The sequence below is a fragment of the Prochlorococcus marinus str. MIT 9313 genome (assembly GCF_000011485.1).
GTDB lineage: Bacteria > Cyanobacteriota > Cyanobacteriia > PCC-6307 > Cyanobiaceae > Prochlorococcus > Prochlorococcus marinus_D.
In genome coordinates, this window is the sequence record NC_005071.1 from 503,054 (window position 1) to 518,902 (window position 15,849).

Here is a 15,849-nt window from a genome sequence, read left to right on the forward strand (position 1 = left end):
TGATGGCCTGAACAACAACGGCCTTCAGGTAGGTTTTCTGACTGATCCTGACCCTTGTAATGAGCGACTCCCAGCCCTTATTGCTCCGCGCTGCGCGTGGTGAGTCGGTCGAGCGGACCCCTGTGTGGATGATGCGCCAGGCGGGTCGCTACATGAAGGTTTACCGGGATCTCCGGGACCGTTACCCCAGTTTTCGAGAGCGTTCTGAAAATCCTGATCTCTCTTACCAGATCTCGATGCAGCCCTTTGAAGCATTCCAGCCTGATGGGGTGATTTTGTTCTCAGACATCCTCACTCCCTTGCCCGGCATGGGCATCGATTTCGACATCGTTGAAAGCAAGGGCCCCCTCATCCAAAAGCCGATTCGCAGCCTCAGCCAAATTGAGGCTCTTCAGCCATTGGAGCCAAACGCAACCATGCCTTTTGTAGGCGAGGTGCTCGGACGCCTGCGCGAGAGTGTTGGTAATAAGGCTGCTGTGCTGGGTTTTGTGGGGGCTCCCTGGACCCTTGCGGCCTATGTGGTTGAGGGCAAAAGCAGCAAGAATTACGCCGTGATCAAGGCGATGGCTTTCCAGCAGCCAGATCTTCTGCATCGTTTGCTAAACCATTTCGCTGAATCGATTGCCACTTATTTGCGTTATCAAATCGATTCCGGCGCCCAGGTCGTGCAGATGTTTGATTCCTGGGCCGGTCAGCTAAGCCCGGCCGACTACGACACCTTTGCAGCGCCTTATCAAAAAAGAGTCGTAGACCTGGTGAAATCCACTCATCCCGACACTCCAATGATTCTCTACATCTCCGGCAGCGCTGGAGTGTTGGAACGAATGGGGCGCACAGGTGTCGACATCATTTCTCTTGACTGGACTGTTGATATGGCCGATGGCTGCGCTCGACTTCCCGAGCACTTAGGTGTGCAAGGCAATGTTGACCCTGGCCTGTTGTTTGGAACACCAGAAGCGATTCGAGAGCGAATTGTCGATGCGGTTCGTAAGGCTCGAGGTCGCCGGCACATCCTCAACCTCGGCCATGGCATCCTGCCTGGAACACCTGAGGACAATGCCAAAGTGTTTTTCGAAACTGGCAAGACTGTTGACAATCTGATCGGATCTGCCGCTTGACTCCTGCCCGGATCCTGATCACAGGAGCCAGCGGCTGTGTTGGGCAGTACACAGCCGCCTGGCTACTTGAAAACTCCGATGCCGAGTTACTGCTCTGGCTCAGAGACCCGGCCAAACTCACGGCCATCTCAGCGCAACACCCACGTGTTCAACTGCTGGTAGGAGATTTACGTGACCCCCATTGTTTTGCTAATCAGCTAGCCACGGTCAGCCGTGTGATTCATACGGCAACGGCCTGGGGGGATCCAGAGCGAGCCCATCAAGTGAATGTTGTGGCTGTTAAAACTCTGCTCGGGCTTCTCAATCCAGAGGTTCTTGAGCAGATCACCTATTTCTCTACGGCAAGCATCCTCAATCGGGATCTTCAGCCATTGCCAGAAGCTCTTGCGTATGGCACTGAATACATTCAAACCAAGGCTCAGTGCCTCCAGGACCTTGAGCACCATCCGTTGGCTGATCGGATCGTGGCTGTTTTCCCTACGCTCGTTTTCGGGGGAAGGGTCGATGGCACGAGCCCATTCCCTACCAGCTATCTCACTGAAGGGTTAGAAGAAGCAAGCCGCTGGCTTTGGTTGGCACGCTGGCTAAGGGCTGATGCCAGCTTTCATTTCATTCATGCAGCTGATATTGCTTGCATATGTGGCCACTTGGCAACGACCCCCAAACTTCCCAATCGAGAGGCTGGGCAGGGAGCTGTTCGGCGTTTGGTTATGGGTCAACCCTCGATCTCTGTGAATCAAGCTATAGCGACTCTTTGTCGCTGGCGTGGGCTCAGGCAGACGCCTGGTTTACCCCTCTGGGGTTGGCTGATTGAGGCTCTGATCAAGGTGCTACCGATCGAAATCAATGCATGGGATCGCTTCAGCATCAAACAAAGGCACTTTGTGCATGATCCAATTACGACACCAGAACGTGTCGGAGGTCACAGCCATGCAGCCACACTTGAAGCCGTGTTGGCAGATTCAGGACTGCCGCAGCGCGGAAAACTTCACAATCAGGGCTAAAGTGCTCCTAGAAATCATGTAAGCTCTCATGGCCTCAATGCTTCGCTCTATCGCAGCAGCAGCTTGCGCTTTGTTTTTGGTGATTGGGCTTGGAGTCTCTTCCGTTCAGGCTGCCACTACTGAAGTGAAACTAGGCAGCGATTCAGGCATGCTTGCTTTCGAACCAAGCTCTATAACGATTCAAGAAGGAGACACGATCAAGTTCGTCAATAATAATCTCGCCCCACATAACGCTGTATTTGAAGGCCACGATGAGTTAAGTCACTCTGATCTAGCCTTTGCTCCGGGTGAATCTTGGGAAGAAACATTCACAACAGCTGGCACTTATGATTTCTACTGTGAGCCCCATCGTGGCGCTGGCATGGTTGGAAAGGTTACTGTTGAATGAGTTGAATTGACTGACCGATAAGTAGGCATTAAAGACTCTAAAAATATCAAGCCTGAGGTAATTATTCTTTTTGCTTCCACATTTTTATTATTGGATGACATAGGTTTGGTTACTCAAGCAAGCCTGCATATGTTTCTAGCTGGTTTGCAGGCATCAAAGCTTGGATATATTATTAAACTAAGAATGTATATGATGCAATGACACGAGAGGGCCTGTCTGATCTTCTCCATGCCGCTGAGCACAGTTTAACGCTACGAGGTCAGTTGAAGAATTGCTCTAATGGTCAGGAGTTAATAGATCTAGCTAAAGATTATGGTTTTCCTGTCAAGCTTTGCGATCTTCAAAATGAGGCTGAGTCACAGCAGATAGAGGATTGGTTTAGAAAAAGTAGAATCTCTCCAATTCGCAAATGATTGGCTTGAATGCAAGTGGCTGCAAATCTTCAAATATTTGGTGTTGAAATGGTTGAAGGTCACGACGCTTATGTTGAATTAAGGTATAAGCATGATTGGTGTCAGTAGTAATACATTTTGCTTAGAGTAAAAGATAGTCTAAATGTTGGGCAGGCTGTTGTATTTGGATCAAGAGAATACTAAAAGTTTAAGCCATGAAGAGATGATCTAATCGTGCATAGATGGTTGATCTATAGGCTTCTTTAAACCAACCAATAAATACCTTAATGCATAGATGAAAGTTGTTGATGACGAATTCAGCAATGAGGTTTGATTTGTCTCTTGGTGGTGCTTACCACACTCTGCCGAAAGAGCCGTACCAATCAGAACGGTTTACCGCTTGGCGCTAATGGTTAGTCGACATACGGTTGAATCAACGTAAAAGACCACATGCAACCTACAGCGGATCAATTTACCGAAAAAGGCTGGGCAGCAATCGTTTTGGCCCAACAACTTGCCCAACAACGCAAGCACCAGCAACTGGAAACAGAGCATTTGTTGTTGTCACTGCTCCAGCAAAACGCTTTGGCCGGAAGAATCCTGGAAAAAGCAGGTGTGTCGATCGGCAACTTGCAAACAGCCGTGGAGGCACACCTGCAAGAACAGCCCACTATGCAGGCTGCGCCAGACTCTGTCTATCTGGGCAAGGGAGTCAATGATCTTCTCGATCAAGCTGAGAAACATAAGCAAGCTTTTGGCGATAGTTTCATCTCGATTGAACATCTGTTACTTGCATTGGCCGGGGACAATCGTTGCGGCCGTAAGTTGCTCAATCAAGCGGGCGTGGATGCCGGCAAACTAAAGGTTGCAATTGACGCGGTACGCGGAAACCAGAAGGTGACCGATCAGAACCCAGAAGGAACTTACGAATCTCTCGAAAAATATGGCAGAGACCTGAGTGCTGCTGCTCGCGAAGGCAAACTCGACCCTGTCATCGGAAGGGACGATGAGATTCGACGCACGATTCAGATTCTTAGTAGGCGCACCAAAAACAACCCTGTCCTCATTGGGGAGCCAGGGGTGGGAAAAACCGCAATTGTTGAAGGCCTCGCACAGCGGATTGTTAATGGCGATGTACCTGCAGCCCTTCAGAACAGACAGTTAATCACCCTTGATATGGGTGCTTTGATTGCAGGGGCGAAATATCGAGGTGAATTCGAAGAGCGACTCAAGGCGGTGCTCAAAGAAGTTACCGCCTCTGAAGGACAAATCGTACTTTTTATTGATGAAATCCATACTGTTGTAGGAGCTGGAGCGACCGGTGGGGCAATGGATGCCAGCAATCTGCTTAAGCCAATGCTGGCTCGAGGGGAACTGCGCTGCATTGGTGCAACGACCCTCGATGAGCACCGACAGCACATCGAAAAAGACCCCGCTTTAGAAAGAAGATTCCAACAAGTGCTTGTGGATCAACCCACAGTGCAAGACACGATCTCCATCCTGCGTGGTCTCAAAGAACGCTACGAAGTGCATCATGGTGTGCGCATTGCTGATAACGCCCTAGTTGCTGCAGCTGTGCTCAGTAGCCGATATATTGCCGATCGCTTTTTGCCAGATAAAGCCATCGATTTGATGGATGAATCTGCTGCACGGCTGAAAATGGAAATCACTTCCAAGCCTGAGGAAATTGATGAAATCGATCGCAAGATTGTGCAGCTCGAGATGGAGAAGCTTTCCCTAGGACGTGAGTCCGACTCCGTTAGCAAGGAAAGGTTGGAAAAACTAGAACGCGAACTTGCTGAATTAGCAGAGCAACAAAGTGCCCTCAATGCACAGTGGCAACAAGAAAAAGGTGCGATTGACGACCTTTCTTCGCTCAAAGAAGAAATCGAACGGGTGCAATTGCAAGTGGAGCAAGCCAAGCGCAGCTACGACCTCAACAAGGCAGCTGAACTGGAGTATGGAACTCTGGCGGGATTGCAGAAACAACTCAGCGAGAAAGAAACTGCCCTGGCCCAAGATGGAGAGGCAGGCGATAAATCACTGCTGCGAGAGGAGGTTACGGAAGATGATATTGCTGATGTCATCGCTAAATGGACCGGGATTCCCGTCGCCAAGCTTGTGCAGTCGGAAATGGAAAAGCTGCTTGGACTTGAAGCAGAACTCCACCAACGTGTGATTGGCCAAGAACAGGCTGTGCAAGCTGTTGCGGATGCGATTCAGCGTTCTAGGGCAGGTTTAAGTGATCCCAACCGCCCGATCGCAAGTTTTTTATTTCTAGGCCCCACTGGTGTCGGTAAAACGGAGCTATCCAAGGCATTGGCCTCTCAACTGTTTGACAGCGAGGCGGCTTTGGTTCGAATCGATATGTCTGAGTATATGGAGAAGCACAGTGTCAGCAGACTGATTGGGGCCCCTCCGGGTTATGTGGGCTATGAGGCCGGTGGACAGCTCACCGAAGCCGTACGCAGACGCCCTTATGCGGTAATCCTGTTCGATGAAGTGGAGAAGGCACACCAAGATGTGTTCAATGTGATGTTACAGATCCTTGATGATGGACGTGTCACCGATGGTCAGGGTCGCACAGTTGATTTTACAAATACGGTGCTAATTCTTACCAGTAATATTGGCAGCCAGTCGATTCTCGACTTGGGAGGCGATGATAGTCAATACAGGGAAATGGAGCGGCGAGTTCATGATGCTTTGCACGCTCATTTTAGGCCTGAGTTTCTCAACCGCCTGGATGAAACAATCATCTTTCATAGTCTCAGGCGCGAGGAACTGCGTCAGATCGTTGCCCTTCAGGTCAATCGGCTGCGTGAGCGTCTTTGCGATCGCAAGCTTGGCCTAGAGATCAGTGATACAGCAGCTGATTGGCTCGCCAATGCTGGCTATGACCCTGTTTATGGGGCTAGACCCCTTAAGCGAGCGATACAACGCGAGCTTGAAACTCCAATAGCCAAAAGTATCCTGGCGGGCCTTTATGGAGATAGTCAGATTGTGCATGTGGATGTGGATGTGGATCAGGAGCGTCTGAGTTTTCGCTAATGCTTATCCCCTTCGCGCTCCCATTAGGGGAGTCGATCGAGCAAATTGATCAGAGCAAAGTCTTCGTCTCAAACCACGTAGGTGTTGCTTCATAGCAAGCTGCATTGGCTTCATTCTCACGCGCTTCTACCCGCCAGCAACAGCTGCGCCCACCATCTCGATCAAGCAGAAGGGCATTGGCCCATTGCCAAACCAGCTCTGCGCTGGACTCCATGCCTACGTTGTCCATCACCCTTAGATCAATAGCGCCTTGATCATTCAGGCTCTGCCATTGAGACAGGAGCGGATCATCAGCATTGGCGAGGAAGGTGTGATCGAATTGGTTGTTGAGTTGTTGTTCCAGATCTCGAAGACTGGAAAAGTCGACGACAAATCCGTAGGGATCAAGCTCTTGAGCTGCAAACCAAAAGGTAAAACTGCGGCTATAGCCATGCACAAATCGACAGTGTCCTGGATGACGCCATTGACGATGACAGCAAGGATATCCAGAGAAATTCTTGCTACAAGTGTAAGCATTCTTCAGTGTCTTAGTCACGGTCGTTCATCCAGAGAGTTACTGCAGTTGGCGTGTGTTTTGAGATTATGTGTAGAGAGTGACTTTGATGTCGTGATTCGATCTATGTGACTATACGGATCAGCTTAAGCGACGAACAAAATCATGTTCAAATAGAAGCCAATCTTCAAGGCAATGCATTGTAATGCTTTCCATTGAAGGGAGTTGCCTAGGGGAAGGTACTCTAGAGGCAAGATCTAAAGGTTCATCTAAATTCTATGATTTAGATTCAAAGCTCTTGAGTCTGATTATTAACTCATTTGCAAAAGTATATCTAATTGAACAAAAAATCTTCAGGCGACATTTCGGCATGATTGCGGGTATCCATTGATTTCTGATCAAGGTTTTCAATTTGGTGCCTCCAATCCGAGTGCAAGAAGAAGCGTGATATTTGATGTTTTCCGCAATTGGCAATTTCTTTTCAGCGGAAACCCAGGTCAGGCTCCTTTGGATAATATTAGATCTGTGATTGGATGCAATATCTTGGATGGCGTTGCCTGGTGACAAAGGAGATGTGAGAACTGGCAGGTACTAAATCTGGAGAATTGAATTGCTCAGATCTAAGAAGAGAGCAAGAATTGATTGAATTTATTTGCTTGAACCTGCTGCTAGTTAAAAATCGATGTAGCTTGTTTCTATACACCAGTAGAAATAAAATCGGAAAGGTGTCTGTTCAGAGCTTTATCGATGATATAGCCATTGAAATTCAACTTATCAGTATTTGGAAGCTTCCCCTTCTATCTGAGCCTGAGACAAGACATCTGCTTGATACTGAGACTGAATGCTTTGAGTGGCTCTTATCAGTCCGTAAGCCCACCCATCACCCCTTGCTGTCTCTGGTGTCTGTTGATCCTTCCCCCTAGCCATGGCTAGGGGGGAAATTTCTAATCAGCACCCATAGCATTCGAGATGCTGATGCACTGCTCCATCCGCTTCCAGGTTAAAAGGCCTTAGGAGGGGCGGATCATGCGAGAGCGAAGCACAGTTGATGACTAGTTTGGTGCTGAGGGATGATTGCACGGCCGCTCCTGCGCTCCTTGAGGACGAATGCAACCCCTCAGCCCCGCCTTCATCGACCAATTGTGTTTTGACGATATTGGTTTGATTCCAGCGATCTCCCAAGACTGGCTTGATGGAGCCGTTCTGATGATGGCCTGGATGAATCGCACTGCCTTGGAGCAGACATTAAAGAGTGGCCAAGTTCATTACTGGAGCCGGTCGCGTCAGGAGCTTTGGCATAAAGGTGCTACGAGCGGTCATACGCAGATCCTTAAGGGAATTCGTTATGACTGCGATGCTGATGTGCTTTTACTCAGTATCGAACAAACCGGTTTGGTCAGTTGTCATACCGGAGCCCGAAGCTGTTTCTTCGCAGAGGTAAACCAGCATTCGCAGGGAGACTCACTCACTCTTCCACCTCCCATGGATGCATGCAGTGAACTTTTTCGGGTGATTGATCAACGCCACACCACACCCGAAGCCAACAGTTATACAAACAAGCTTTTAGAAGGTGGAGACAATCGCATCCTCAAAAAAATTGGTGAGGAGAGTGCGGAATTTGTGATGGCTTGCAAAGACGACGATGAGAAGGCAATTGCTAATGAAGCGGCTGATCTTCTCTTTCATCTGCAAGTCGCTCTTGCCCACCATGGTGTGAACTGGAGAGATGTGCTTGAGGTGCTCGCTAATAGACGTGGAGCACCGCGTCGAAACTGAATGCTGAACTGTGGCTGATTGAGTGATTCTTTTTAGTGAAATTCCTATCAACGTGGTTGCCCAAAGTTGGTGGATTGTGAACGGATCCACTCAAGTGTGAGCCGATCTCTTTTGGAAACAGTCAAGACAGGCAATGCCCCCTGGGATACGGCCATGACATCGCCAGCATGATCACTGTGCCCCCATAGGCCAAAAGCATGACCTAGCTCATGCAAGGCTGTCGCTTGAAGGACAGGCGCTCTTAGTTCTGGTGAAACCATGACCTTCACTTTTGGCTCAAGTTGGGTTGCTTTTTTGCGTCGAGCCTCAATGATCGTCAGCAGACTGCGGCCATTGCTGGCACGCCAACCCGAGGGGAGCTGTCGCAGCGGAGGGCGTTTCCTAAACACCATCACATGAGCGCGTTCAATCTCAGCGACCCTCGTTAGTGGAATCACTTCAGACCAGCTATTGAATGCAGCATCCACAGCATTGGCCCATCGCTTTAACCAGCGATGGCCCGCAACAGAGCCTTTGGGGTTTGGTTCAATCCATACACACCAATGAGGCAAGCTTGGATAACCAAAACTGGTGGTCGCTAATTTGTCGACATACCCGAGCCCATTTCTGGACTCGGGTAATTGGAGACCACCATTTAAAACACGCACGTCTTGCGCTGGTGGACAGGGATCTGGAACCATTAGGATTATTGAGAAGGAAGGCCGACGCCGCGGGCCATCAGGGTTGCCAAAAGGGGAATGAATGCAAATCCAACGATTTCGATGTTGATGAACCAACCGAGGCGAGTCACTAACGAGGAACTCACTTCAGGCAGTTCTCCCTTACGCAGTGGAATAGCCCAGAGGATATAGGTGACAGTTGGATAAAGAGAAAGAGTCCCCGCAACAATAAAGACTCCTACCTTCCACCAGAACAAAGGGTTTTGAGTATAAAAGTCACTTCCTTGGCCGAAATACAACACCCGCAGAATGCCGCTGATCAAAAGCGCCAAGCCTGCTACGCCATAAACGATGTCCGTGATGACCATCGCCGTGGCTTCTCCACGGTTTGGGGAAGCCTTCAACAGCTTTCGCTCAAGCACCAAGGCAGCAAAGCAAACCATGAAGCTCAGGTAGTGGACGTAGGCAATTCCAGCATTGTTGACAATCTCAGGCATGAGAAGAACTCCCAAGTGGATGGGATGAATGAAATTCGTTTTGACGCTAGCGACATCAAGCTCAATGAACGGCTATCTCAATAGAAGAAGAGGGTGAGGGGGGTCTGCATCAATCAAAGCAACACGACATCCTGAAGAAACTGTTTAATAACGCATAAAAAGTTAATTCCGTACTCTTCCTTACGCAGTCAGGATGGAAACACTTTGGCTCTAGGTTCAATTAAGAGTTGAGTTCCAGATGGTGAGTTCTTTAAGTGCCTATCTTGGGGAGATCGGGCGACATCAACTTTTGACACCTGAACAGGAACTGACAATGGGTCGGAAGGTTCAGGCCATGGTTGCGCTTACTAACCGATGCCATCTTGCTGGTGGAGCAGGTCCCGAATGCGAATACTCAGATGATCAGCGCCTCACCATTCGTCGTGGTGAAAAAGCCAAGAATCAGATGATCACTGCCAATTTAAGACTTGTAGTGAATCTTGCCAAGCGCTACCAGGGCAAGGGGCTCGATCTTCTCGATCTGATTCAAGAAGGCACGCTTGGACTTACCAGAGCAGTGGAGAAATATGACCCAACCCGTGGCCATAGATTTTCGACTTATGCCTATTGGTGGATTCGCCAGGGGCTTAACCGGGCACTATCGACTCAGAGCAGGACGATACGAATTCCCGTCAATGTGAATGAGAAGCTAACCAAATTAAGGGCAGCAAAGTCAAGACTGATGCAGAACAACGGCTTGCCTCCCACTGCTGAGCAATTGGCAAAAACCATGCGACTGCCGATGGCTGAAGTGGAAGATCTGCTCGCTTGTGAATTACGCAGTGTGACAGTGAGCCTTCAAGGAGTTGTGAAGTCAAAATCCGATCCTTCAGAACTTGCGGATGTCCTTCCCAGCGAAGAGATCCCTCCTATGGAGCGTGCCGAAATGTCGGAAAGAACTGCATCGGTATGGACTTTGCTCAATCGTGCGAACCTCACTCCTAAAGAACGGATGGTGGTCACACTTCGTTTTGGCCTCGACGGATCTCATGAATGGCGCACTCTCGCGGAAGTTGCACGACATATGAGTTGCAGTCGCGAATACTGCAGGCAGGTATTACAAAGGGCACTGCGAAAACTGCGCAAAGCAGGAATGCAGAGTGGTTTGGTAGAAAGCACCCTCTAAGCGATAAACCTCACTAAAAAGTGGGAAATCCGCCCCAAGAAGGGGCGGAGCTCATCTTATGAATCCCCATAAATCAGGTAAAAATGGAATGACATCGGCGCCGACAAACCATGGTTGATGAGGCCACCGCAACTCACACCACCGTCGATGCAACGGTGCTGGAAAGTTCCGTTATTGATCAGAGTCTGTTTCAAAAGGTGTTGCGTCAGGCTGGGCGAAGCCTTGCAAGGCCAGCTTTAGAAGCTTTGGAAATGCTCCTGGATGCATCAACACCTGCACAGGCCAGACTCACCATGCTCGCTGCACTGACCTACCTCATCATGCCCATTGATTTGGTGCCAGATTTGATCCCTGTAGCAGGATTTAGTGATGACCTTGTTGCACTTACCGCAGTCGTAGGCCTCTGGAGCAATCACATGACCCCCCAGATTCGTGATCGTGCCCGACGCAAACTAGATCGGTGGTTTCCAGTTGGCGGCTGATGTCAGGGTGGTCTGGTCAAGTTGAAGATGAGCTGACCCTCCTGTTGAAGGATTGGTTGAAGCAGCAGGGACGTACCCAGGCAGACCTGCGTCGAAGCCTTCAGGCTGTATCGACTCGCATGCCTGCCTTGCTTGAGGTCTTGGAACGTGAACATCGCCTGGGAGGAATACCACGGGTGGCGGCACGTCTATGTGAAATTGAAGCGGAATGGGTTGGAACGAATGCATTATCTCAATCTGACAACCAAAAAGATGCCGATCCTTTCAGCCAACTAGACCTACTTCTGCAAGAAATCCGTGATGACTGCGGCAGCTGAACCAGATGACAGGCAAAGTGGATCTGAATGACTGTTTCATCATGCGTTTGCCCTTACTTGTGACTTGCCTAGGAATGACTGCCAGTCTGCAATTAGCTGCTCCTTTAAGCCTGCAGGCACAGTCGGAGGGTTGGCTACTTGGACCGAACAGCCGTACAGGTGAAAACAGCAAAGTCGTGCCCGGCAACTGCATTGAAGAGGCCGATGGATCCATTACCTGCGATACCAAACTTGAGAATCCCAGCGGCGATACCCCGGCTCAGCCTTCCTACAATCCGTTCAATAACTGAGATCCGCCTTGCGCCGTCTCAAGCGGGCAATGCCTTCATTCCTCAATCTAGTGGATTGGGGAGAAAGAGTAATTGTCAAGGTTCTCACAATGATCACCGTTGTTGTGATCATTGCGGCATTGATACAGCTCATCGTGAATGTTGGCAATGAATTGTTCGTTGATTCACAGCAGAGCTGGCTTGGGGATGACTTAATCAAGGTTCTTGGTGATCTGTTAACTGTGCTGATTGCTCTTGAAGTGCTTCAGAACGTCACCAGTTATCTCCGCCGCCACGTGGTACAGATTGAGCTGGTGCTTGTTACAGCGCTGACTGCCGTGGCGCGCAAAGTGATCGTGTTGCCACCAGGATCTGATGATAAACCTCAGTTACTGGCTGGACTGGGGATTGCCTCGATTGCTTTGGCCGGGGCTTATTGGCTGGTTAAGAGAGCGACAATTGATCCGGCCCTTTCTGCTCGTTCCAGAACAAAGCCAACCAAATTGTCCCAGGGTGAGGATCAGTTCGTTCCACACGATGCAGACGGTGAGGGGCCAAATGCAGCTGATCTCCCACGCTGAGATCAACACACACATCGGGATCTTTCAGTTGCATACGTGCACTTCCCTTCATTAGCACAATCCATTCGTGATCAGCCTGGTCATACCAGAACCCCTCTGGACTAGATGCAGCACAAGAGAGAATTAGCTCTAGGCGCCAATTTGAACCAGCGTGGAGAAGATGCTGTTGTTCCTGCCCTTGTGGAGGTAATGGCCGCGTTAGTAGATTGGCATCGGAAGAAAGCTGCTCGACAGGCTCAAGTTCACCCCAACGGCGTCCAATCTCAAAGCCCCAAGATCGAGCTAACTTCACCACTTGATTGTGATCTCCACAAGCGGCTAGCAGCTCTCGTCGGCCAGGGACAGTTTCTAGCGACTGAATCATTTTTTGAAGCTGTTGCACCTTGTCGAGGAATCGGTAGAGATCCTGTTCTGCCATCCACTTCTCCAGAATTCATTTCCAACTAATGATGCTGATAACAAATTGTTCAAGGTATCAGCGAAATTTTTTGGTTGCCTCATCCGCTTTGATCATCACAACACGCATAGAAACACTCAACCATGAAAACCTTTGACCAGGATTCACAACCTATTTCCATGCCTTACATCAGCGAGCCTATGAGAGCAGTGAACAGCAGTTGATTCGGCTCAGGATCTGCTCGAGGCCTTTGTGATACCCCAGTCCTCTCTTTCACGGTGGTGCCAAGCCCATGCGCAACTGTTAAAGCGGTATCAGCAGATCACAACAGATCACTACGGCAGACTTAGGCGTTACTGCTGATGATTGCATGAAACTACAGATTCGTCTGAGGCGACTTGTACTTGAACTTGGGGGCCAAACTGCAGGATTATTAATCCTGATCTCTACACTCTTGATCCATCCTATTGGCACCATTGCATTGGATACCGATGCTGGAGGATCGTTATTCAAGCAACACTGTTCAGGGTGTCATGTAAATGGTGGCAATATCATCCGACGTAACAAAACCCTTAGGCTCAAAGCACTAGAGCGCAATGGTCTAGATAATCCTCAAGCAATCGCCAGAGTGGCTCGAGAAGGAATCGGGCAAATGTCTGGTTACGAGGATGTTCTCGGCGATAGTGGAGATCAGCTCGTGGCGGCCTGGATATGGGCTCAAGCTCAGAATGCTTGGACCCAAGGGTAAACCTCAAGAGAGGTCCATATTCCTTCCTTCCAGTAAACGTCTTGCTCTAGAAGCTTCCTAACAACATCAAGACTTGCGGCTTCGAAAATCCCAAAAACATGAGTGCTCCCTTCTGTTGGACCAAGAGTGATCAGAATGCCCTGTTTCTTAAGAGTGGTAAGCCTATTGAGGTGTTCTTCACGAAAAGGGCTTCGCTTTTCAAGTGCGTTTTCGCAGTAAGTACCCCAAAGAACAAATCGTGCCATGTCTGCTGCGTAAAACTCATCGCTAAAATTTGTCTCTTAAAGGATGGCACAAATGGGTAACTAAACGCTATGTTGTTGAAGTAGATTTCCATTTTACAAATCATGCTCACCGGCAGCGACCTCCTCACGAAAGTCAAAGACCTGGGTGATGTCAGCAAATCCGATCTTGTTCGCGCCTGTGGCTATGTCTCCACGAAGAAGGATGGTGGAGAACGCCTTAATTTCACTGCTTTCTACGAAGCTCTACTAGAAGCTAAAGGTGTAAGCCTTGGGATAACTGGTGTTGCAGGTATCGGTAAGGGTGGGCGCAAGCTTAGTTATGTAGCTACTGTTCAGGGCAATGGCAATCTATTGATTGGCAAGGCCTATACAGCCTTACTTGATCTTAAGCCTGGCGATGAGTTTGAAATCAAGCTTGGACGCAAGCAGATTCGCCTAGTTCCCGCTGGAGGAAGCGACGAAGACGACGATTGATTCATATTTTGAGCTAAGGGAGATTCGGAGAAGATCGTTCCAACCTCATTTGAATCAAGCAAGCCCTGGAAATCTTCCAGGGCTTTTTTTGTTGTGTCTTAAGGCAGGATGATAGATATGAGCAAGTTAAAACTCATCCAGCAGCGTTGCGCAGCTCCTTGCAGAAAAGACCCGCTTCTTGAGCAACTAATCCAGGAGCCGCAGCAGCCATTCGTTTCACTAGAGCACTGCCAACAATGGCTCCATCAGCACCCCAACTTCGCACCTGCCGTACTTGCTGAGGCCCAGAAATTCCAAATCCGACTGCTACAGGATTGGAGCCGGACAACTTGAGTTGCTGCACCAAGGATTGAACACGATCCTCCATTACAGAACGTTCGCCAGTAACTCCCGTCACGCTTACTAAATAGGTAAAACCCCTGCTGCTTTCTGCAATCCTTGCCATACGCTCCGCAGGTGTAGTAGGAGCCACCAGAAGAACCAGATCAAGTCCACGAGCAGAAGCCAAGGGGGAAAGGCGCTCAGCTTCCTCGAGTGGAAGATCTGGGACCACAAGACCGGCAACTCCAGCCTCAGCAGCTTCATCACAGAAACGCTCCATACCCCGGTTGAACAATGGATTGGTGTAGGTGAACAGGATCACAGGAATGGAAAGTTTGCCTCGCAAGTCAATCAACATCTGCAAGACCCGAGCTGGTGTCGTACCAGAAGCCAGTGCTCGAGAAGCAGCTGCCTGAATTACCGGACCATCGGCGAGAGGATCGCTATAGGGAATGCCCAGCTCGATCATGTCCGCGCCAGATTGCTCCAGGCTGAGCAATACCTCAGCAGTGGTTTCCAGATCAGGATCACCAGCCATGAGGAATGGCATGAGTGCAAGGCGTCCCTCAGCTTGTACTCGTTGGAAGCGACTGCTGATTGTGGCGTGTGTATTGGATTTAGGTGCCAAGAAATCTGCCATAGCAATCAATTAGAAGAAGGCGTGAGGGGGGCAAACGCCCTAGAACCTATGGGTCAGAGGGGGCTTGTTGCTTAGGATTCTCATCCTCAATATCCTTCAGTAAGGAAACTTTCTCAGCATCAGGTAATGCATCGAAGCGAGCCTGAAGTTCAGCAGCTGATAGATTTTCATAGGCCTGTTGATAACGTCGCCGTTGTTGCATGAAGGTCATATTCCCTGAAACCACTCGAAGTAGATATGATCCCGTCCAGGCGACAACAACCACAACAAGAAGTGATTGAGCAGCGATACCGGCAGAAATACTATCCAGGCCCGTAAATCTCAATACACTGTAAGCGATCCCCCCGAGTATCAAAACAAGAAAGCCCAGCTGAATGACCTTGGCACGCGTCATATGTTTAAACCTCTCCTTGCCCATTAAGGCGAAGATTCAAAAAAGGCGCGAATAGAATTAAACCGGGAAAGAACAGGAACACCAATCCGTAGGCGCTTAGACGCTCGAATTTGCCCATACAGTGCCACCGTCTGTTCATCCAGGAATAGAGGAGCAAAGGGACAACAATCAAATAGAGGCCGCCTAACAAGGCATAGGCAGCGAGCACCATCAGCGAGTTGATCGAGATTGGACTGGTGACGGCCTGTAGAAACACTGTCAGCAAACTGCTTGGTATAAATCTAGGATGCCATTGCGGGCCTTGGCCCAGCCATTGCCGGGGGCATGGCGGAATTGGTAGACGCAAGCGACTTAAAATCGCTTGTCCTGAAAAGGACGTGGGGGTTCAAGTCCCCCTGCCCCCACTGGTGATCATCGCAACGAGCCAAATATTTCCCCATT

Annotated in this window: 20 protein-coding genes, 1 tRNA gene and 1 pseudogene; 14 read left to right on the forward strand and 8 right to left on the reverse strand. The window is 49.5% G+C overall.

The window, feature by feature from the left end; all coding sequences use genetic code 11:
* Nucleotides 1-59: 59 nt before the first annotated feature.
* The 5 genes from hemE to clpB all read left to right on the forward strand — a co-directional run bounded on the left by hemE (nucleotide 60) and on the right by clpB (nucleotide 5,950).
* Complete coding sequence (gene hemE / locus AKG35_RS02365) at nucleotides 60-1,118, forward strand: uroporphyrinogen decarboxylase (RefSeq protein WP_011129824.1); 1,059 nt, start codon at nucleotides 60-62, stop codon at nucleotides 1,116-1,118.
* Complete coding sequence (locus AKG35_RS02370) at nucleotides 1,115-2,122, forward strand: NAD-dependent epimerase/dehydratase family protein (RefSeq protein ID WP_011129825.1); 1,008 nt, start codon at nucleotides 1,115-1,117, stop codon at nucleotides 2,120-2,122. The genes hemE and AKG35_RS02370 overlap by 4 nt, the downstream gene beginning before the upstream one ends.
* Before the next feature lie 28 nt (nucleotides 2,123-2,150).
* On the forward strand, nucleotides 2,151-2,510 hold the full coding sequence (petE, locus tag AKG35_RS02375) for a plastocyanin (protein ID WP_011129826.1): 360 nt from the start codon (nucleotides 2,151-2,153) through the stop codon (nucleotides 2,508-2,510).
* Between the two features lie 197 nt (nucleotides 2,511-2,707).
* On the forward strand, nucleotides 2,708-2,923 hold the full coding sequence (locus AKG35_RS13740; RefSeq protein WP_011129827.1) for a Nif11-like leader peptide family natural product precursor: 216 nt from the start codon (nucleotides 2,708-2,710) through the stop codon (nucleotides 2,921-2,923).
* Between the two features lie 429 nt (nucleotides 2,924-3,352).
* Complete coding sequence (clpB, locus tag AKG35_RS02380; RefSeq protein WP_011129828.1) at nucleotides 3,353-5,950, forward strand: ATP-dependent chaperone ClpB; 2,598 nt, start codon at nucleotides 3,353-3,355, stop codon at nucleotides 5,948-5,950.
* A gap of 49 nt (nucleotides 5,951-5,999) precedes the next feature.
* Here clpB and AKG35_RS02385 read toward each other — a convergent pair whose 3' ends face one another.
* Entirely contained in the window at nucleotides 6,000-6,485 is a 486-nt protein-coding gene (locus tag AKG35_RS02385; RefSeq protein ID WP_063419415.1) for a 6-carboxytetrahydropterin synthase, read from the reverse strand.
* Nucleotides 6,486-7,550: 1,065 nt separating this feature from the next.
* Between AKG35_RS02385 and hisIE the strand changes: the two genes are divergently transcribed.
* Nucleotides 7,551-8,219 carry a bifunctional phosphoribosyl-AMP cyclohydrolase/phosphoribosyl-ATP diphosphatase HisIE gene (hisIE, locus tag AKG35_RS02395; RefSeq protein WP_011129832.1) on the forward strand — a complete coding sequence of 223 codons (669 nt, stop codon included), beginning with the start codon at nucleotides 7,551-7,553 and terminating at the stop codon, nucleotides 8,217-8,219.
* A 47-nt stretch (nucleotides 8,220-8,266) separates the two neighbouring features.
* Here hisIE and AKG35_RS02400 read toward each other — a convergent pair whose 3' ends face one another.
* Together AKG35_RS02400 and AKG35_RS02405 are read right to left on the reverse strand one after the other, a co-directional pair.
* On the reverse strand, nucleotides 8,267-8,899 hold the full coding sequence (locus AKG35_RS02400; RefSeq protein ID WP_011129833.1) for a peptidase: 633 nt from the start codon (nucleotides 8,897-8,899) through the stop codon (nucleotides 8,267-8,269).
* A gap of 5 nt (nucleotides 8,900-8,904) precedes the next feature.
* Nucleotides 8,905-9,375 carry a DUF2214 family protein gene (locus AKG35_RS02405; protein ID WP_011129834.1) on the reverse strand — a complete coding sequence of 157 codons (471 nt, stop codon included), beginning with the start codon at nucleotides 9,373-9,375 and terminating at the stop codon, nucleotides 8,905-8,907.
* 238 nt (nucleotides 9,376-9,613) lie between these two features.
* Here AKG35_RS02405 and AKG35_RS02410 point away from each other — a divergent pair, with 238 nt between their 5' ends.
* The 5 genes from AKG35_RS02410 to AKG35_RS02430 all read left to right on the forward strand — a co-directional run bounded on the left by AKG35_RS02410 (nucleotide 9,614) and on the right by AKG35_RS02430 (nucleotide 12,189).
* Nucleotides 9,614-10,540, forward strand: a complete 927-nt coding sequence (locus AKG35_RS02410) for a sigma-70 family RNA polymerase sigma factor (protein WP_011129835.1) — start codon at nucleotides 9,614-9,616, stop codon at nucleotides 10,538-10,540.
* Nucleotides 10,541-10,650: 110 nt separating this feature from the next.
* Nucleotides 10,651-11,022 (forward strand): YkvA family protein, encoded by a 372-nt coding sequence (locus tag AKG35_RS02415; RefSeq protein WP_011129836.1) that lies wholly within the window; start codon nucleotides 10,651-10,653, stop codon nucleotides 11,020-11,022.
* Complete coding sequence (locus AKG35_RS02420) at nucleotides 11,022-11,339, forward strand: hypothetical protein (protein WP_011129837.1); 318 nt, start codon at nucleotides 11,022-11,024, stop codon at nucleotides 11,337-11,339. Before AKG35_RS02415 ends, AKG35_RS02420 begins: the two co-directional genes overlap by 1 nt.
* Nucleotides 11,340-11,344: 5 nt before the next feature.
* Entirely contained in the window at nucleotides 11,345-11,629 is a 285-nt protein-coding gene (locus AKG35_RS02425; protein WP_011129838.1) for a hypothetical protein, read from the forward strand.
* A 29-nt stretch (nucleotides 11,630-11,658) separates the two neighbouring features.
* Nucleotides 11,659-12,189, forward strand: a complete 531-nt coding sequence (locus tag AKG35_RS02430) for a phosphate-starvation-inducible PsiE family protein (protein ID WP_011129839.1) — start codon at nucleotides 11,659-11,661, stop codon at nucleotides 12,187-12,189.
* Here AKG35_RS02430 and AKG35_RS12225 read toward each other — a convergent pair.
* Nucleotides 12,152-12,607: pseudogene (locus tag AKG35_RS12225) on the reverse strand (Nif11 domain/cupin domain-containing protein); the annotation flags it as partial. The gene AKG35_RS02430 and the pseudogene AKG35_RS12225 overlap by 38 nt on opposite strands.
* Nucleotides 12,608-12,956: 349 nt before the next feature.
* Between AKG35_RS12225 and AKG35_RS02440 the strand changes: the two are divergent.
* Nucleotides 12,957-13,334: a c-type cytochrome gene (locus AKG35_RS02440; RefSeq protein ID WP_011129841.1), complete on the forward strand. Its 378-nt coding sequence runs from the start codon at nucleotides 12,957-12,959 to the stop codon at nucleotides 13,332-13,334.
* On the opposite strand, the gene AKG35_RS02445 is transcribed toward AKG35_RS02440, so the two are convergent.
* Nucleotides 13,310-13,579 carry a YciI family protein gene (locus AKG35_RS02445; RefSeq protein ID WP_011129842.1) on the reverse strand — a complete coding sequence of 90 codons (270 nt, stop codon included), beginning with the start codon at nucleotides 13,577-13,579 and terminating at the stop codon, nucleotides 13,310-13,312. The two genes, AKG35_RS02440 and AKG35_RS02445, sit on opposite strands and share 25 nt — an antisense overlap.
* A 102-nt stretch (nucleotides 13,580-13,681) precedes the next feature.
* On the opposite strand from AKG35_RS02445, the gene AKG35_RS02450 reads away from it, so the two are divergent.
* On the forward strand, nucleotides 13,682-14,053 hold the full coding sequence (locus tag AKG35_RS02450; protein WP_011129843.1) for an AbrB family transcriptional regulator: 372 nt from the start codon (nucleotides 13,682-13,684) through the stop codon (nucleotides 14,051-14,053).
* A 133-nt stretch (nucleotides 14,054-14,186) separates the two neighbouring features.
* On the opposite strand, the gene trpA is transcribed toward AKG35_RS02450, so the two are convergent.
* The 3 genes from trpA to AKG35_RS02465 are packed head-to-tail and all read right to left on the reverse strand — an operon-like array spanning nucleotide 14,187 to nucleotide 15,619.
* Nucleotides 14,187-15,014, reverse strand: a complete 828-nt coding sequence (gene trpA, locus AKG35_RS02455) for a tryptophan synthase subunit alpha (protein WP_011129844.1) — start codon at nucleotides 15,012-15,014, stop codon at nucleotides 14,187-14,189.
* A 46-nt stretch (nucleotides 15,015-15,060) separates the two neighbouring features.
* A complete protein-coding gene (locus tag AKG35_RS02460; protein WP_041384294.1) occupies nucleotides 15,061-15,408 on the reverse strand; it encodes a DUF3007 family protein in 348 nt (115 codons plus the stop codon).
* Between the two features lie 4 nt (nucleotides 15,409-15,412).
* Nucleotides 15,413-15,619, reverse strand: a complete 207-nt coding sequence (locus tag AKG35_RS02465; RefSeq protein WP_240951590.1) for an NAD(P)H-quinone oxidoreductase subunit L — start codon at nucleotides 15,617-15,619, stop codon at nucleotides 15,413-15,415.
* A gap of 107 nt (nucleotides 15,620-15,726) precedes the next feature.
* On the opposite strand from AKG35_RS02465, the gene AKG35_RS02470 reads away from it, so the two are divergent.
* A tRNA-Leu gene (locus tag AKG35_RS02470) sits at nucleotides 15,727-15,812 on the forward strand.
* Nucleotides 15,813-15,849: the final 37 nt, after the last annotated feature.